A 16,483-nucleotide genomic window follows, 5' to 3' on the forward strand; every position below is an offset into this window, starting at 1 on the left:
TTGAGCATAGTGAACTGAGTATCCCAACAGTTTCCACGACGGCTCATGCTTTGGCGCATGCGGTAACGCCAGAGCCGTTGGCGAAACTGGCGACTGCCGTATTGCGAGCCCTGATCCGAGTGAAACAACAGTTCTTGAGGTCTGCCACGCTGTTCGTAAGCCATGTCCAACGCCTTGATCACCAAGTCCGCGTCCGGTTTGCTCGACAGCGCCCAGCCCACAACTCGACGCGCGCAGAGATCCAGCACGACAGCCAGGTAATGCCATTTCCCTTGAGCCCAGATGTAGGTGATATCGCCACACCAGACCTGGTTGGGTGCTGGCACTTCAAGCGCTCGATTCAAGATATTCGGAATATCCGGCCGCTCAACCGTCGCCTGTTTGTAGACATGTGATCCAGGTTGTTTGCTGACTAACGCCAGTTCCCGCATCAGGCTACGCATCTTGAACCGCCCGATTTGCTCGCCATCTTCCTGCATCATCGACACGATGCTGCGGCTCCCGGCGGCGCTTCGACTCTGCGTAAACAGCTCATTGACTCGACTGCGTAACCGAAGTCGTTAGGTCGCCCGCTTTTGTGTGTGATTCGATAGCCGCATGGCGAGGCGAATGTTTGCTGCATTTAAATCACTTGAAGCTGTCCGCCAACTCCCTGGCCCGATTCCCGGCCTCTTGCCGCGCCACTTGATCCACCTCATGCCCCAGGATGGTCTTTTCCACGATCAGCGCGTGGACCTGGGTGACGCCGACGAACTTCAGCCAGGCCTCGACGTAGGGCTTCTGGAAGTCGAAGCGTTCCGCAGGCGTGTCGGATAGCGGCGAGAAGTCGAGGCCGCGGGCGTAGGCGACGACCGCGGTTTTGTTGTGCAGCAGGCCGCGCAGGCCGTGTTCGGCGGTGAAGTTGAAGAGGATGTCTTTCTGCGTGACCAGGTCGATGAAGTGCTTGAGCTTGTAGGGGATGCTGTAGTTCCACAGGGGGACGGAAAGTACCAGCAGATCGGCGTGGTGCAGGTGGGCGGCGAGGGTTTCGAGGGTGTTCCAGGCGCCTTGCTGGTCGGGGGACAGGGCCATGCCTTGCAGGCCGGCGTACTTGGCGTCCATGGCGTGCTGGTCGAATTCCGGCAGGTCCAGGCTCCACAGGTCCAGGGTGCTGACTTCGGTGTGTGGATGGTGGGTCTGATAGCGGTCGATAAAACCTCGGGCGATTTGTTGCGAGGCGGAGCGCTCTTTGCGGGGGGAGCATTGGATATGCAACAGGCGGGTCATGACGGCATCTCGGATGAGGAATACCGACATTGCAACATAGCGATTTACGGAATATAAATTGTAAATAAATTGCTGATTGATCACTTATCTTTATATGTTCGATGTTCTGTTACTCAAGACCTTTGTAACGGTGGTGGACGAGGAAGGCTTCAGCCGTGCCGCCGGACGGCTGCACCTGACGCAGTCGGCGGTCAGCGGGCATCTGCGACGCCTGGAAGAGCAGGTCGGCAAGCCGCTGCTGACCCGTACCACGCGTTCCCAGCACTTGACTGCCGATGGCGAGCGCCTGATGGCCTATGCGCGAGCCATCCTTGCCTTGAATCGCGATGCCTGGGCCGAGCTGACGCGTTCGCCGTTTCACGGCCGGGTGCGGATCGGCATGTCCGAGGACTTTGTCGAGCCCCGCCTGCTGCGCCTTTTGCAGGAGTTCGCGGCGCAGTATCCGGGCATGGAAATCGATATACAGGTGAATATTCCCGGCACGCTGCTGGAGCGTATGCAGCAGGGCGGCCTTGAGGTGGTCATAGGTTCGCTGTGTGAAACCTGTGAGCCGGGCCTGCTGTTGTGGCAGGAGCCGTTGGTATGGGCCAGTTCCGCGTACCTGGTCGGCCGCTTGCCGACTCCGCTGCCACTGGCGCTGTTTCCCGAGCCATGCCCTTATCGGGCAGTAGCCCTGCAGCATCTGGCGCAAGCGGGAATCGCCCAGCGCACGGCAATGCTTTGCTCGAGCACCGCGGCGTTGCGCACGGCGGCCCTGTCCGGGTTCGCGGTGGCGCCGATAGCCACCAGCCAGTTGGGGCAAGGGCTTGCGGTATTGGGGGTGGAGCATGGTTTGCCGGTACTGCCTGACGCGGAGTTTCGGCTGTTCACGGCCAAGGATGCCGATCAGGGCATAGTGGCTGCGTTGTCCCAGGTGATAGTGGCGTATTGTGCGGCGCGGCGGCTCTAGCCGTCGGCTTCAGCGGTGCGACTGCCCGAGGGGCAGTCGCTTGAGCGGAGTTCAGAGGTCCAGGCCTTCCTGGATCACGGACAACAAGGTGTCTTCATTGAGTTCGAGCGGGTCCGGCCTGGATTTACCGGAGCCGGGAACCGTCTGGATCAGCCAGTGCCCCTCTCCATGTTCGCTGCCGTTGCGCAGCAGGTAGCGTTCAGGGCCTTTGCCGTGGATTTCGACACGCCCGGCGCCACCCGTGGTGAAGCGGGCGATAGGGTCGAGGAGGATGCTCTGATGGTTGCCCTCGATCAGCAGTTGGTCGATGGCATAGTTGAAGGTGGCGCCAGAGGGGTGGCTCTCGAACACGCGAGTGGGGACGCGGCGGATATTCAACCCGACCTCTGAAAGTGGAGTCAGCCAGGTCTCGACCTGGTGGTACATCTCATAGACCTGTGCAGGCCACAGCTCGATGGCCTTGTCTGCCGAGATGTCTTCCTTGGCCCAGCTGTCCTGTTTTTGTTTCAGCCTTGCGGCGAGTTCATCGACCTTACTCATTCCGACTTCCTATCGTGATGTGAGGGTAAGTGTAGTTTCGGAAGGTACTTTACCTTGGCGGAGGGTGGCCAGCGATTCATGACCCGCTGCTGGATGCCGATGTTTGTATTGTGACAGGGGGTTTTTTATATATCCCTGATGAGTATCAGAAAAATGCTCTACATTTTCAGACGGCGCCACCCTGAATTGTCCGCTATTACCTCTTAGGATTGGCCGGCCCGGCTGCATTGGATGCCTTACCCTGCCAGGATGATGCTTTGCCTATCCCGATTCACGACCCTCACCATGCCTCCGATCGAACCTTGAAACGGCTTCCGCTGCTCAAGGCCGCGGTGGTATTCATTTCGATGGTTTGCCTGTGCCTGTGCGGCCTGCTTTATCTGCAGCTGGCGCAGTCCTATCACTACGATATGGCGCGGGCGCAGGTCGCCTCGTCGAACCTGACCCGGGCCATGGCGCAACAGGCCGAGGACACCTTCATCGAGGCCGACCTGGTGCTGGCCAGCCTGGCCGACTGGATTCAGAAGGATGGTTATGGCCCTGAGCAGAAGCCTTTCCTGCAGAAGATCTTTGCGCAGAGGGCGCAGGCGCTCAAACAGATGCATGGCCTGTTCCTGTTCGACCGGGCGGGGCAATGGGTGGTCACCTCCTTCGAGCGCTTGCCACGCAGCGAAGGCGTGGCCCATCGCGACTACTTCCGCTTTCATCAGCAGAATACTTCCTTGCTGGCTCATGTCGGGCCGGCGATCCGCAGTCGGGAAAACGGCGAGTGGATCATTCCGCTGACGCGGCGCCTGAACGACAAGCAGGGCAATTTCGAAGGCGTGCTGCTGGCCGGTATCCGGCTGGCCTATTTCGACCGGTTCTTCAAAGGCTTCGACATCGATGACAACGGCAGCATGTTCCTCGCCCTGTCCGACGGCACTTTGCTGGCGCGGCGTCCGCTGGAGGAGCGGCAGATCGGCGCATCCCTGGCGCGCGGGGAGATCTTCAGCAAGTACTTGCCTGAGTCTTCTTCGGGTACTGCGATGATTCGTTCGCTGGTCGACAGGAAGATGCGACTCTACGGCTATCGGCAACTGGAGGCTTACCCGCTGGTGGTGGGCGCGGCCAGCTCGAAGGATGCGGTCCTCAAGGACTGGTACGCCAGCGCCTACCAGTCCAGCGCCATTGTCGCCCTGGTAGTTCTGGGGATCGGTCTGTTCGGCTGGGTGTTTGTGCATCAGGTGCGCAACGGCGAACGCATCGAGGCCGACCTGCGGACCGCGCAGGCGGCGCTGGAGGTGATCGCGACCCATGACAGTCTGACCGGCCTGGCCAATCGCCGGCTGCTCGAGCGGGCGCTGGAGACCGAGTTCGGGCGCGGCGGGCGGCAGGCAAGCCCGCTGAGCCTGATCATGCTCGATATCGATTTCTTCAAGCGCTACAACGACACCTACGGCCATGTCGCCGGGGATCAGTGCCTGGCCGAGGTGGCGCAGGTGCTGAGGGATTGCTGTCAGCGCAAGGCCGACCTGGCGGTGCGTTATGGCGGAGAGGAATTCGTGGTCCTGTTGCCCGATACCGAGATGCACGGGGCGCTGGCCATGGCCGAGCAGATTCGCTGCGGCGTCATGGAGAAAAATATCCCGCATACCGGCTCGCCCTTTGGACGAGTCACCCTCAGCCTGGGTTGCTACTGCTTCGTGCCGAACGGGCACGACAGCATCGAAGCGTTCCTCGAACACGCCGATGCCGCGCTGTACCAGGCCAAGAAATCCGGGCGCAATCAGGTGGCGATCGAGAGCGTCAGCCAACCGTTGGCCCGCTCGGATCGCTGACAACTCGTTGCCTGTGCCTTTGGGCGCTCAGTCCTGATCCGGTTAGCCCAGCTTGTGTTCGAGATGTTGCCTCACGCCGGGCCATTCATCGTCGATGATGCTGAAACGCACCGAGTTGCGCTTGCGGCCATCGGGCATGATCCGTTCATGGCGCACGATGCCTTCCTGTTTTGCTCCCAGGCGCAGAATGGCGTTGCGCGACTTTTCATTGATTTCGTCGGTGGTGAACTGCACCCGTACACAGTCGAGCATCTCGAAGGCGTGGCGCAGCATCAGGTACTTGGCTTCGGTGTTGACGAAGGTTTTCTGCCAGCGTGTGGCGATCCAGGTGCTGCCGATTTCCAGCTTGCGGTTCTTGCGGTCGATCTTCCAGAAGCGGGTGCAGCCGATCACCTCGTTGCTGGCCTTGAGGACTGTGGCGAAGGGCAGGACAGTACCGGCGTCGCGACCGCTGAGGGCGATCTGCAGATAGTCGTCCACCGTCGCGCTGGACGGCACCACGGTGAACGGTAGCCTCCACAGCTCGCCATCCTCGGCGGCCTTGACCAGGGCGTCGGCGTCGGAGAGTTGCAGCGGTCGCAGGAGGATTCGCGGGCCTTCCAGTATGTCCATGGCAGTTTTTTTCCAGCAGTGAAGGAGTGGGCTTCGGCCGTCTATTACAGGCAGACACCTAAGCCCTGGCAAGGTCCATTCATGGGTTGTTTCGAGCAGGGATATTGGCCAAATCAATTATCGGTTCGGGGCTTCAATGGCTTATACATAGCGCCGATACGCGACACCTCATGCATAAGGACCACCCCATGCGTCAGCTCCACCAGATGAATTTCGCGCTTTACCTGCAACGGCTCGGCTACGACAGCGCGCCGCCGCCGACCCTGGCGACCTTGCGCGAGTTGCAGTTGCGCCATACCAGTACCTTCGCCTTCGAAAGCCTATCGACCCTGTTGCGCGTGCCGGTGCCGATCGACCTGGCTTCGGTGGAACGCAAGGTCCTGCATGAGGGCCGTGGTGGCTACTGCTACGAGCTCAACCAGATGTACCAGGTGCTGTTGCAGTACCTGGGCTACGAGGCGCGGGGCATTACCGGGCGAGTGGTGATGGGCGGGCCGGAAGATGCCTGGCCGGCACGTACTCATCGCTTGGTGTTGCTGACCCTGGATGGCGTGCGCTATGTCTCGGATGTCGGCTTTGGCGGCATGGTGCCTACCGCGCCGCTGCTGCTCGATACCGAGGATGAGCAGCCCACGCCCCACGGGCCCTATTGCATCACCGAGCGTGACGGCAGCTATACCCTGCGCGCCAAGGTCGCGGGTGAATGGCGGGCGATTTATGTGTTCGACCTACAGCGGCAGGAAGCGGCGGATTACGAGATGGGCAACTGGTTCGTTTCGACCCACAAGGACTCGCCGTTTCTCGGTCAGTTGAAAGTCGCGCTGATGGGCGAAGGCCTGCGCCGGACCCTGAATAACGGCAGTTACGCCGTGCATCGTTTGGGCCAGGACAGCGAGCGGAGGCAGATCAGCGACCCCGACGAGCTGATTGCCCTGTTGCAGAACGAGTTCGCCATTCGGGTGCCGCAGCATCCACGGCTGCGAGAGGTTCTTGGCGAATTGCTCGCGTTGCCGCAACCGGCCTGATCGGTTCGACTTCAGGGCTCCTCGGTCCCGAGGGCCAGCTAGAAATCGTCGGTCTCCGCCCAGGCTTCGTGGCGACCGACGAAAGTTTCCGTGGAACCCATGGATACGCTGTAGCCCAGCCGGCTGCGCGGGATTGGCGAATGCCGGGTAAAGAGGCGGCCCAGGTCAACGCCATAAAGGCATCTGCTCATAACCATCCCTCAGCTGCCGGCGATACGTCCAGTGAGTCAGCAGCGCAATCAACGCACTGTCCAGCAGCCAGAGCGGCATCAGCAGGCGCAAGGCTGGGTGAAGGCAAAGTACACCGGCGATCGACAGCCCCAGCAGCAGGCTGCTGAGCCAATTGGCGAGGCCTTTGGCGCAGAGCAGGGCGTACAGCGGGGTAAACACCAGCGCCATGGGCAGAAAGCCGAATATCGCGCCGCCGGCGACGAACAGGGCAAAGGTCCCCAGGCCAGCCCAGAACCCTTGCCACAGGCTGTCGGTGAAGCTGGCGCTATACATGGCCAGGACAAAACCCTGCAAGGCCACGACCGTGCGGAAGCTGCCATAGGCGAGGCGGAAGGTATGCCAGAGATGATTCATTCGATCGCTTCCATGCGCGGACGGAGGGCGCCACCTGTGTGGGCGCCGCGGGGGGGGGCTGGGATTCTATCAGGGTGGCAGTCTGGGACGGGGTTCGGCGGGAAAAAGGCGGAGGCTGACTATCAGGTTTCGCTGGTTTTTGAGGTTGGGCGGCGCCGAATAAAGTGTATACAACTATATAGACATTTGTCCTGACTGTTGAATACAGTGTGCCCCATAACAAAAACCAGGGAACCCCCCACCATGAAAACGCCCTCTGTTTCACCGCAACGGCCTGAAGATGAAAACCTGGGTCTTGGCGCGAATATGGCTTACGGCCTGCAGCATGTCTTGACCATGTACGGCGGTATCGTTGCGGTGCCTTTGATCGTTGGCCAGGCCGCCGGCCTGGCGCCAGCGGACATCGGTCTGCTGATCGCGGCGTCGCTGTTCGCCGGCGGTCTGGCGACTCTCCTGCAAACCCTCGGCCTGCCGTTTTTCGGCTGTCAGTTGCCGCTGGTCCAGGGCGTGTCCTTCTCGGGCGTGGCGACCATGGTGGCGATTGTCAGCAGTGGTGGCGAGGGGGGCTTCCAGTCGATTCTCGGGGCGGTGATCGCCGCCTCGCTGATTGGCCTGCTGATCACTCCGGTGTTTTCGCGCATCACCAAGTTCTTTCCACCGCTGGTCACGGGCATCGTGATTACCACCATCGGCCTGACCCTGATGCCAGTGGCGGCGCGCTGGGCCATGGGTGGCAACAGCCATGCGGAAAACTTCGGCAGCATGGCCAATATCGGCCTGGCGGCGATCACCCTGATCTTGGTGTTGCTGCTGAGCAAGATCGGTAGCGCGACCATCTCGCGGCTGTCGATCCTGCTGGCCATGGTGGTGGGGACGATCATCGCGGTGTTCCTGGGCATGGCCGATTTCTCCATGGTCGCCCAGGGGCCGATGTTCGGCTTCCCGACGCCCTTTCATTTCGGCATGCCGACTTTCCATTTCGCCGCCATCCTGTCGATGTGCATCGTGGTCATGGTGACCCTGGTGGAAACCTCGGCCGACATCCTCGCGGTGGGTGAGATCATCGACACCAAGGTCGACTCCAAGCGCCTGGGCAACGGTCTGCGCGCCGACATGCTGTCGAGCATGATCGCGCCGATCTTCGGTTCCTTCACCCAGAGCGCCTTCGCGCAGAACGTCGGGCTGGTGGCAGTGACCGGGATCAAGAGCCGTTATGTGGTGGCCACCGGCGGGGTGTTCCTGGTGATCCTTGGCCTGTTGCCGTTCATGGGGCGGGTGATCGCCGCCGTGCCGACCTCGGTGCTCGGCGGTGCCGGTATCGTGCTGTTCGGCACCGTGGCGGCCAGCGGTATCCGGACCCTGTCCAAGGTCGACTACCGCAACAACGTCAACCTGATCATCGTTGCCACCTCGATCGGCTTCGGCATGATTCCCATCGCCGCGCCGACCTTCTATGACCATTTCCCGAGCTGGTTCGCCACCATCTTCCATTCCGGCATCAGCTCGTCGGCGATCATGGCCATTGTGCTGAACCTCACCTTCAACCACTTCACCCTGGGCAACTCGGACCAGCAATCGGTGTTTGCCGTGGCGTCCGAGCGCACCCTGCGCTACCAGGACCTGGCAGCGTTGCGTGAGGGCGACTATTTCAGCGGCGGCAAGCTGTACGATGCCGAGGGCAACGAGATTCCGGTGGTGGATACGTCCCATGGCGAGCATGCTCCGGCTGCTCATCAGGCGTCGTCCCATGCCTCGGGCGCGGTCGAAACCAGCAAGGTCTAGGGCCGGCCGAGTCGCCAGGCTGGACGCAATCAGTCCAGGCCTGGCCGGCTAGCTACTCTGCGACCCGCTCCGGCAGCCTTTGGCGGACCAGCGCCAAGGCGAACAGCACCACCACGGCGGCTGCCGCCGACAGCGTCAAGGGCAGGCCGTGGGCGCCACCGCTCATGGCTGCGCCGCTGAGCAAGGGGCCCAGCAGGCTGCCGATCCCCCACAACAAGCCCGCGCTGGCGTTGGCCGTGACCAGGTCAGGGCCGTTGAACTCCTGGCCGATCAGGATGATTGCCAGGGTATACACCCCGCCGGCCGCCGCGCCGAGTATCACCAGGCTCGGCCAGAGCAGCGCTGGGTAGTTCATCAGCAGCGGCAGCCCCAGGCCGATCAGCAACGACACCACGCCGCAGCCCAGGTAGATGGCGGCGCGCCCGGCCTTGTCCGACAGCCAGCCCAGGGGGAACTGGAACGCCGCATCCCCCAGCAGAATGATGCTGATCATCAGCGCCGTGAGCTTGATGGCGTAGCCGTGAGTCGCGGCGTAGACCGGAAACAGCGAGAGAATCACCGTATCGAAGAAGGCGAAGAACAGGATGCCCACGCACAGCGCCGGCGCCACCCGGATAAAGCCCAGCACCGAGAAGCTTTTGTTTGCGGCGTGTTCAGAAACGGGGCGCTGACGTGGCAGGGTCAGCCAGATCACCGCAATGGCCAGCAGGTAACCGGTGCTGACCGTGGCGATCACCGCCGGCCCCTCGGTGCCGAGCAGGGCCACCAGGCCGGGGCCGATCATCTGGAATACAGTGAAGCAGGTGGTGTAGACCGCGATCACTCGGCCGCGCACGGCGTCCGCGGCCATCTCGTTGACCCAGGTTTCTCCCAGAATGATGATCAGCCCGGCGCCGAAGCCCATGACGATCCGCGCCAGCCCCAGGCCGGTCAGGCTGATCCCGGGGAGTTCCAGGGCGCCGATGCTGAGGGCGCACAGGCTGAAACACAGCAGGTAGATCTGCCGGCGGCTGAGTTTCCGGCACAGGCCGTTCACCAGGAACGCCGACAGCATCATGCCGGCGGCGGGAAGGGCCGACATGATGCCGATCTGGGTGTTCGAGGCGCCGGCCTGGTACAGGCGCAAGGCAATGACCGGCACGGTGGAGCCAATGCTCAGGCCGACAATCGAGATGCCGAGGATTAGCGCGGCCAACAGGGTTTTATTCATGGAAGACACCTGCACCCGATGGGTCGGGTGCTTAAAGACGGTTTGTTGTGGCGCGGCGCTTTTGCTCGGGCAGGGTTGCGGTTCGGCATACGCGGGCGTAGGTCGGGCCGGGGTTCTGCGGTGCAAAGCGGCGGATGGGGCTGTGCGCGGCGAACAAGCGCGGCAGCTGTATCAGGTCCGCGCCGGCTTCAGGCGCAACGATGGGGTTCAGGCGTGAGGGGAGAAGGTGAAGGCGAACAGCACGCTGCGGCGGCGTCGATTGATCGCGCAGTCGGATTGCGACACCGCGAAGGTCTGCGATGGGCTCATCGAGAGAAAGCTGTGATGGAACTGTGCGGGGAAAAACATGAGTCGTGACGGCTAGCGTGAGAAGGGGCACAGCCTACTTCAGGCGCTGGCGCCAGGCAATCGGAGACAGGCAATCGGAGACAGGCTGGAATCGGGCACAGCGCAAACGCGTATCCGCATGCCGGTCTGGCATGCACTGAATCGATCTTGGGGAGGGTGACGCTGAACTGATTCGCCGCAGGAGCAGGGCGCTCCTTGAAATGTTGCTGGCCAATCAGTGTAGGAAGATGGCTCCACGACCTGGACTCGAACCAGGGACCCAGTGATTAACAGTCACTTGCTCTACCAACTGAGCTATCGCGGAATGCGGCGTATCTTACTGATTAAGAAGGAGAAGTCAAGCCTCTCCAAATATTTTTTCGCTTGAGTGAGCCTGGTCGACTCTGGCCATTATGCCAATCCGCGGCTATTTGCCCGTTGGCGGTTACCGGAATCGCGGCACAGGTCTACCATGGCGCCCCGGCAGTGGTTTCACGCGCTCCCGGCTTCCAGCCGAAAAGGTAACGCTCATGACCCTGTTCAAGTTTTTACCCGCCACACTGCTTGCCCTGTCGCCTCTGCCTGAGGAGGTTTTATGAGCATCGAGCAGATCAGCCTGCCCAAAGGTGTCGGTCCCCAGGCCATGAAACTGTGGGATGCCATTACCCAGGCCGGATCGGCCGCTGAACTGAACCGCGCGGGTGGCAAGGCCGAAGGTTTTGTCCTTGGGCTGGAAAGCGCCAAGGCCATCAAGAGCCAGGTCGCCGAGTCGCTGTACGTGGCCTTCGATGATGCCACCAGCCAGCGCAGCGCTGAACTGGCCGGTTGAGCGTTCTCAGCCGCCGAAAGTGAAGGTGCCCAGCATGAGCTTCGCGGCCAGCGAGGTGGCGGCCAGTTGCACCAGCCACAGCGCCAGGCCGCCGAGAAATACCCCCAGGGCAATTTGCAGGACCAGGTTCCTTTCACGTTTCTGCGGGCGGGGGAAGTGGTCCAGTTCGTCGCGGTCGGCTCGCAGGTCGTCGTGTCTCATGGGAATTCTCCATAGGGAAGCGATAGGGAAGAAGGCAAGCTGGATTCAGTCTAGTGGGCATCGGGCTGGCGAGGGCGACCCACAAAAAAGGGGGAAGCCCAAAGGCTTCCCCCTTTTCATTCACCCCACGTGGCTCAGATCACCTGGATGATGGCCTTGGTCACAACGTCGATGTTGTTCTGGTTCAGCGCCGCCACGCAGATGCGGCCGGTGTCCAGGGCGTAGATGCCGAACTCGTTGCGCAGGCGCGTCACTTGTTCGACGCTCAGGCCGGAGTAGGAGAACATGCCGCGCTGACGGGCCACGAAGCTGAAGTCGCGCTGTGGCGCGCCCTTGGCCAGCAGGTCGACCATCTGCAGGCGCATGCCGCGGATCCGCAGGCGCATTTCGGCCAGTTCGGCTTCCCACTGGGCGCGCAGTTCCGGGCTGTTGAGCACGGCGGCGACGATGCTTGCACCATGGGTCGGCGGGTTGGAGTAGTTGGTGCGGATCACGCGTTTGACCTGCGACAGCACGCGCGCGCTTTCTTCTTTCGATTCGCTGACGATCGACAGGGCGCCAACGCGCTCGCCGTACAGCGAGAACGACTTGGAGAACGAGCTGGAGACGAAGAAGGTCAGGCCCGATTCAGCGAACAGGCGCACGGCGGCGGCGTCTTCGGCGATGCCGTCACCGAAGCCCTGGTAGGCCATGTCGAGGAACGGCACCAGGTTTTTCGCCTTGATTACCTGCAGCACGTTTTTCCAGTCTTCCGGACTCAGGTCGACGCCGGTCGGGTTGTGGCAGCAGGCGTGCAGGACCACGATCGACTGGGCTGGCAGGGCATTCAGGTCTTCCAGCAGGCCGGCGCGGTTCACGTCGTGGGTGGCGGCGTCGTAGTAGCGGTAGTTCTGCACCGGGAAACCGGCGGTTTCGAACAGCGCGCGGTGGTTCTCCCAGCTTGGGTCGCTGATGGCCACGACCGCGTCAGGCAGCAGCTGCTTGAGGAAGTCGGCGCCGATCTTCAGTGCGCCGGTACCGCCGACGGCCTGGGTGGTGACCACGCGACCGGCGGCCAGCAGCGGCGAGTCGTTGCCGAACAGCAGCTTCTGCACGGCCTGGTCGTAGGCGGCGATACCGTCGATCGGCAGGTAGCCGCGGGAGGCATGTTGAGCGGCGCGGATCGTCTCGGCTTCGACAACGGCGCGCAGGAGTGGAATTCGCCCCTCCTCGTTGCAGTAAACACCGACCCCCAGGTTGACCTTGTTGGTACGGGTATCGGCGTTGAATGCTTCGTTGAGGCCCAGGATAGGATCGCGTGGTGCCATTTCGACAGCGGAGAACAGGCTCATTATTACGGCGGCTCTGAATGGAGTGTGGAGGGACGTGTCGCGCTCCAGCCGAATGCACTAGAGCGGTGCACAAACGGGGAGCTAGTATAGAGGCACATCACTGCGCGCGGCGACAGCTGAAAGGGCTTTTCCGGCAAGTTTTTCGGTTTATTTTTCGACCGTTAGTCTTATTGCAACGTCAAAGTCGTAGAGGGCCCTGGGACCTTTGCCTTGAAAGCTGTGGAATTTGCCTCCACATCCAGCACAATCCAGTATTTTCCCGGCGACGCTCGTCGTTTGTGGTCTTTCTCGTTCCTGTGCGGCGGTGTCGTGCTGGAGTGAACCCAGAGGTACGTTATGTCTGAATTCCAGCTAGTCACCCGCTTCCAGCCCGCCGGCGACCAGCCGGAGGCCATCCGCCTGATGGTCGAAGGCATCGAGGCCGGGCTGGCGCACCAGACGCTGCTCGGTGTGACTGGCTCGGGCAAGACCTTCAGCATCGCCAACGTGATCGCCCAGGTACAGCGTCCGACCCTGGTGCTGGCGCCGAACAAGACCCTGGCCGCGCAGTTGTACGGCGAGTTCAAGGCGTTCTTCCCGAACAACGCGGTGGAGTACTTCGTTTCCTACTACGACTACTACCAGCCGGAAGCCTATGTACCTTCGTCCGACACCTTTATCGAGAAAGATGCCTCGATCAACGACCATATCGAGCAGATGCGCCTGTCGGCGACCAAGGCGCTGCTGGAGCGCAAGGACGCGATCATCGTCACCACGGTGTCGTGCATCTATGGCCTGGGCAGCCCGGAAACCTATCTGAAGATGGTGTTGCACGTCGATCGCGGCGACAAGCTCGACCAGCGCGCCTTGCTGCGCCGCCTGGCCGACCTGCAGTACACCCGCAACGACATGGATTTTGCCCGCGCCACCTTCCGGGTGCGCGGCGACGTGATCGATATCTACCCGGCGGAATCCGACCTGGAAGCGATCCGCATCGAGCTGTTCGATGACGAGGTGGAAAGCATTTCCGCCTTCGACCCGCTGACCGGCGAAGTCATCCGCAAGCTGCCGCGTTTCACCTTCTACCCCAAGAGCCACTACGTGACGCCGCGGGAAACCCTGCTGGATGCCATCGAGGGGATCAAGGTCGAGTTGCAGGAGCGCTTGGAATACCTGCGCAGCAACAACAAGCTGGTGGAAGCCCAGCGCCTGGAGCAGCGCACCCGTTTCGACCTGGAGATGATCCTCGAGCTGGGCTACTGCAACGGCATCGAAAACTACTCGCGCTACCTGTCCGGGCGGCCTGCCGGGGCGGCGCCGCCGACCCTGTATGACTATTTGCCGGCGGACGCCTTGCTGGTGATCGACGAGTCCCACGTCAGCGTGCCGCAGGTCGGCGCCATGTACAAAGGCGACCGCTCCCGCAAGGAAACCCTGGTGGAATACGGTTTCCGCCTGCCCTCGGCGCTGGACAACCGGCCGATGCGCTTCGACGAGTGGGAAGGGGTCAGCCCGCAGACCATCTTCGTCTCGGCCACGCCGGGCAACTATGAAGCCGAGCATGCCGGCCGCGTGGTCGAGCAGGTGGTGCGCCCGACCGGCCTGGTCGACCCGCAGGTGGAAGTACGTCCGGCGCTGACCCAGGTCGATGACCTGCTGTCGGAAATCACCAAGCGCGTGGCCGTGGAAGAGCGGGTCCTGGTGACCACCCTGACCAAGCGCATGGCCGAGGACCTGACCGATTACCTCGCCGATCACGGTGTGCGGGTGCGTTATCTGCACTCGGACATCGACACCGTGGAGCGGGTCGAGATCATCCGCGACCTGCGCCTGGGCACCTTCGATGTGCTGGTGGGGATCAACCTGCTGCGCGAAGGCCTGGACATGCCGGAAGTGTCGCTGGTGGCGATTCTCGATGCGGACAAGGAAGGTTTCCTGCGCTCCGAGCGCTCGCTGATCCAGACCATTGGCCGTGCCGCGCGTAACCTCAACGGCCGGGCGATTCTCTACGCCGACCGCATCACCGGTTCCATGGAGCGGGCGATCGGCGAGACCGAGCGCCGTCGCGACAAGCAGATCGCCTTCAACCTGGCCAATGGCATCACCCCCAAAGGCGTGTTCAAGGATGTCGCCGACATCATGGAAGGCGCCACCGTGCCCGGTTCGCGCAGCAAGAAGCGCAAAGGCATGGCCAAGGCAGCCGAGGAAAATGCCCGCTACGAAAACGAACTGCGCTCGCCCAGCGAGATCACCAAGCGCATTCGCCAGCTCGAAGAGAAGATGTACCAGTTGGCCCGCGACCTGGAGTTCGAAGCCGCGGCGCAGATGCGCGACGAAATCGGCAAGCTGCGTGAGCGTTTGCTGACGGTTTGAGCCTCACCTGTAGCCGCTGCCGAAGGCTGCGATCGGCCGGTACGGCCGTGGCGGTATCACTACCGCTGAAGGTCCTTCGGACCTATCGCAGCCTGCGGCAGCGGCTACAGCGGTTACCCTGGCAAGTCAGTGCGCTTCCCCGGCCTTGATCCCGGCCGGCAGCGCCTTGGTCAGCAGAATCGCCAGCATGCTGACACCCAGGGCGATCCCGACAAAATGGAAGGCGTCGTTGTAGGCCATGATCAGCGCCTGCTGGTGGGTGATTTCGCTGAGTTTGCCGAGGGCGGCGGTATCGCTGCCGAACTTCTCGGCCAGGGTCGCCAGGCGTTCGGCCACTTGCGGGTTGCTCGGCACTATGGATTCGCGCAGGTAGTCGAAGTAAGTCTTGGTCCGCGCATCCAGCAGGGTCGCGAGCAGGGCGATGCCGATCGCGCCGCCGAGGTTGCGCAGGATGTTGAACAGGCTGGAGGCCGAGCCGGCGTCCTGCGGCAGGATGTAGGCGGTGGCGATCAAAGAAATGGTGACCATGATCAACGGCTGCCCCAGGGCGCGGATGATCTGGATCTGGTTGAACTGCGGTCCGGCGAAGTCCGGGTTGAGCACCCCCGAAGAAAAACTCGCCAGGCCGAACAGGCCAAAGCCCAGGGTGCACAGCCATTTGGGCGAGATGAACTGCATCAGCTTCGGCACCAGCGGAATCAGGAACAGCTGCGGCACCCCCATCCACATGATCACTTCGCCGATCTGCAAGGCGTTGTAGTTCTGGATCTGCGCCAGGTACAGCGGCAGCAGATAGATGGAACCGTACAGCCCGACGCCCATGCCCAGGCTGGAAATGCTCGACAGGCCGAAGTTGCGGTTACGCAGGATGCCCAGGTTGATCAGCGGGTTGGGCTTGGACACCTGAACAATGACAAAGGTGATCAGGCTCAGCAGGGCGATGCTGCCCAGGCTGACGATCAGGTTCGATTCCAGCCAGTCCTTGCGGTGACCTTCCTCGAGAAAAACCTGCAGGCAACCGAGCCCGACACCCAGGGTGAGAATGCCGGCATAGTCGGTGCTTTTCAGCAGCTCCCAATGGGCTTCCTTCTTCTCCAGACCATAGAGCAGGCCGGCGATCATGATCAGGCCGGGCGGGATATTGATATAGAAGATGTATTCCCAGCCCCAGTGCTCCGTGAGCCAGCCACCCAGGGTCGGGCCGATGGACGGGGCGAAGGTGGCGGTCATGGCGAACATGGCCATGCCCTTGGCGCGATGGTGCTCGGGGAGCTTGATCAGGGTCAGGGTGAACGCCAGCGGGATCAGCGCGCCGCCGGTAAAACCCTGCAGGGCGCGGAACACGATCATGCTTTCCAGGCTCCAGGCCATGGAGCAGAGCAGGGAGGCGATCAGGAAACCCGCCGACACCCAGACCGCCAGGCGCCGCGCCGACAGCAGCTGCACCAGCCAGGCGGTGAGGGGGATCATGATGATCTCCGCCACCAGGTAGGAAGTGGAGATCCACGAGCCTTCTTCGAGGGTCGCCGACAGCGCGCCCTGGATGTCCTTGAGCGAGGCGTTGGTAATCTGGATGTCCAACACTGCCATGAAGGCGCCGAGCATCACGCTCATCACCGCGATCCAGTCGCGCCGGGTCGGTTCGCCGACCGGG

15 protein-coding genes, 1 tRNA gene and 1 pseudogene are annotated in these 16,483 nt (G+C 62.1%); 6 read left to right on the forward strand and 11 right to left on the reverse strand.

The features are described from left to right. A pseudogene (locus CRO75_RS21285) lies at positions 1–560 on the reverse strand (IS3 family transposase); the annotation flags it as partial. 67 nt (positions 561–627) lie between these two features. Continuing rightward, positions 628–1,266, reverse strand: coding sequence for an NAD(P)H-dependent oxidoreductase (locus tag CRO75_RS21290; protein WP_097137962.1), 639 nt, complete (start codon positions 1,264–1,266; stop codon positions 628–630). Between the two features lie 94 nt (positions 1,267–1,360). On the opposite strand from CRO75_RS21290, the gene CRO75_RS21295 reads away from it, so the two are divergent. Beyond that, the gene (locus CRO75_RS21295; protein WP_097137964.1) at positions 1,361–2,215 is read left to right on the forward strand and encodes a LysR family transcriptional regulator; all 855 of its coding nucleotides are present in this window, start codon (positions 1,361–1,363) and stop codon (positions 2,213–2,215) included. A gap of 51 nt (positions 2,216–2,266) precedes the next feature. Here the strand turns inward: CRO75_RS21295 and CRO75_RS21300 are convergent, their stop codons facing one another. After that, entirely contained in the window at positions 2,267–2,755 is a 489-nt protein-coding gene (locus CRO75_RS21300) for a hypothetical protein (RefSeq protein WP_009043006.1), read from the reverse strand. Between the two features lie 257 nt (positions 2,756–3,012). On the opposite strand from CRO75_RS21300, the gene CRO75_RS21305 reads away from it, so the two are divergent. Continuing rightward, positions 3,013–4,575 carry a sensor domain-containing diguanylate cyclase gene (locus CRO75_RS21305; protein WP_097137966.1) on the forward strand — a complete coding sequence of 521 codons (1,563 nt, stop codon included), beginning with the start codon at positions 3,013–3,015 and terminating at the stop codon, positions 4,573–4,575. Positions 4,576–4,617: 42 nt separating this feature from the next. On the opposite strand, the gene CRO75_RS21310 is transcribed toward CRO75_RS21305, so the two are convergent. Next, entirely contained in the window at positions 4,618–5,187 is a 570-nt protein-coding gene (locus CRO75_RS21310; RefSeq protein WP_097137968.1) for a GNAT family protein, read from the reverse strand. 188 nt (positions 5,188–5,375) lie between these two features. Between CRO75_RS21310 and CRO75_RS21315 the strand changes: the two genes are divergently transcribed. Continuing rightward, the gene (locus CRO75_RS21315; protein WP_097137970.1) at positions 5,376–6,212 is read left to right on the forward strand and encodes an arylamine N-acetyltransferase; all 837 of its coding nucleotides are present in this window, start codon (positions 5,376–5,378) and stop codon (positions 6,210–6,212) included. 165 nt (positions 6,213–6,377) lie between these two features. Here the strand turns inward: CRO75_RS21315 and CRO75_RS21320 are convergent, their stop codons facing one another. Continuing rightward, entirely contained in the window at positions 6,378–6,797 is a 420-nt protein-coding gene (locus tag CRO75_RS21320; protein WP_097137972.1) for a hypothetical protein, read from the reverse strand. Between the two features lie 243 nt (positions 6,798–7,040). Between CRO75_RS21320 and CRO75_RS21325 the strand changes: the two genes are divergently transcribed. Continuing rightward, positions 7,041–8,579 (forward strand): nucleobase:cation symporter-2 family protein, encoded by a 1,539-nt coding sequence (locus CRO75_RS21325; protein ID WP_097137974.1) that lies wholly within the window; start codon positions 7,041–7,043, stop codon positions 8,577–8,579. Positions 8,580–8,631: 52 nt separating this feature from the next. On the opposite strand, the gene CRO75_RS21330 is transcribed toward CRO75_RS21325, so the two are convergent. The 3 genes from CRO75_RS21330 to CRO75_RS21335 all read right to left on the reverse strand — a co-directional run bounded on the left by CRO75_RS21330 (position 8,632) and on the right by CRO75_RS21335 (position 10,441). Beyond that, positions 8,632–9,798 (reverse strand): MFS transporter, encoded by a 1,167-nt coding sequence (locus CRO75_RS21330; protein ID WP_345789170.1) that lies wholly within the window; start codon positions 9,796–9,798, stop codon positions 8,632–8,634. A gap of 198 nt (positions 9,799–9,996) precedes the next feature. Beyond that, positions 9,997–10,137, reverse strand: coding sequence for a hypothetical protein (locus tag CRO75_RS32875; protein WP_158539504.1), 141 nt, complete (start codon positions 10,135–10,137; stop codon positions 9,997–9,999). A 228-nt stretch (positions 10,138–10,365) separates the two neighbouring features. Next, positions 10,366–10,441, reverse strand: a tRNA-Asn gene (locus CRO75_RS21335). A gap of 270 nt (positions 10,442–10,711) precedes the next feature. Here CRO75_RS21335 and CRO75_RS21340 point away from each other — a divergent pair. Beyond that, positions 10,712–10,945 (forward strand): hypothetical protein, encoded by a 234-nt coding sequence (locus tag CRO75_RS21340; protein WP_097137978.1) that lies wholly within the window; start codon positions 10,712–10,714, stop codon positions 10,943–10,945. 6 nt (positions 10,946–10,951) lie between these two features. On the opposite strand, the gene CRO75_RS21345 is transcribed toward CRO75_RS21340, so the two are convergent. Then, positions 10,952–11,146 carry a hypothetical protein gene (locus CRO75_RS21345; RefSeq protein WP_062823065.1) on the reverse strand — a complete coding sequence of 65 codons (195 nt, stop codon included), beginning with the start codon at positions 11,144–11,146 and terminating at the stop codon, positions 10,952–10,954. A 134-nt stretch (positions 11,147–11,280) separates the two neighbouring features. Then, positions 11,281–12,477 (reverse strand): amino acid aminotransferase, encoded by a 1,197-nt coding sequence (locus tag CRO75_RS21350; RefSeq protein ID WP_097137980.1) that lies wholly within the window; start codon positions 12,475–12,477, stop codon positions 11,281–11,283. 336 nt (positions 12,478–12,813) lie between these two features. Here CRO75_RS21350 and uvrB point away from each other — a divergent pair, with 336 nt between their 5' ends. Then, a complete protein-coding gene (gene uvrB / locus CRO75_RS21355; RefSeq protein ID WP_007923725.1) occupies positions 12,814–14,829 on the forward strand; it encodes an excinuclease ABC subunit UvrB in 2,016 nt (671 codons plus the stop codon). A gap of 126 nt (positions 14,830–14,955) precedes the next feature. Here uvrB and CRO75_RS21360 read toward each other — a convergent pair whose 3' ends face one another. Beyond that, on the reverse strand, positions 14,956–16,446 hold the full coding sequence (locus CRO75_RS21360) for an MDR family MFS transporter (protein WP_172962986.1): 1,491 nt from the start codon (positions 16,444–16,446) through the stop codon (positions 14,956–14,958). Positions 16,447–16,483 lie beyond the last annotated feature (37 nt).

It is taken from the genome of Pseudomonas sp. LAMO17WK12:I10, assembly GCF_900215185.1.
GTDB lineage: Bacteria > Pseudomonadota > Gammaproteobacteria > Pseudomonadales > Pseudomonadaceae > Aquipseudomonas > Aquipseudomonas chlororaphis.

Coding starts and splice junctions, on each gene's coding strand:
- CRO75_RS21290 (WP_097137962.1), bottom strand. CDS start 1,266: ATGACCCGCCTGTTGCATATCCAATGCTCCCCCCGCAAAGAGCGCTCC.
- CRO75_RS21295 (WP_097137964.1), top strand. CDS start 1,361: ATGTTCGATGTTCTGTTACTCAAGACCTTTGTAACGGTGGTGGACGAG.
- CRO75_RS21300 (WP_009043006.1), bottom strand. CDS start 2,755: ATGAGTAAGGTCGATGAACTCGCCGCAAGGCTGAAACAAAAACAGGAC.
- CRO75_RS21310 (WP_097137968.1), bottom strand. CDS start 5,187: ATGGACATACTGGAAGGCCCGCGAATCCTCCTGCGACCGCTGCAACTC.
- CRO75_RS21315 (WP_097137970.1), top strand. CDS start 5,376: ATGCGTCAGCTCCACCAGATGAATTTCGCGCTTTACCTGCAACGGCTC.
- CRO75_RS21320 (WP_097137972.1), bottom strand. CDS start 6,797: ATGAATCATCTCTGGCATACCTTCCGCCTCGCCTATGGCAGCTTCCGC.
- CRO75_RS21325 (WP_097137974.1), top strand. CDS start 7,041: ATGAAAACGCCCTCTGTTTCACCGCAACGGCCTGAAGATGAAAACCTG.
- CRO75_RS32875 (WP_158539504.1), bottom strand. CDS start 10,137: ATGTTTTTCCCCGCACAGTTCCATCACAGCTTTCTCTCGATGAGCCCA.
- CRO75_RS21340 (WP_097137978.1), top strand. CDS start 10,712: ATGAGCATCGAGCAGATCAGCCTGCCCAAAGGTGTCGGTCCCCAGGCC.
- CRO75_RS21345 (WP_062823065.1), bottom strand. CDS start 11,146: ATGAGACACGACGACCTGCGAGCCGACCGCGACGAACTGGACCACTTC.
- CRO75_RS21350 (WP_097137980.1), bottom strand. CDS start 12,477: ATGAGCCTGTTCTCCGCTGTCGAAATGGCACCACGCGATCCTATCCTG.
- uvrB (WP_007923725.1), top strand. CDS start 12,814: ATGTCTGAATTCCAGCTAGTCACCCGCTTCCAGCCCGCCGGCGACCAG.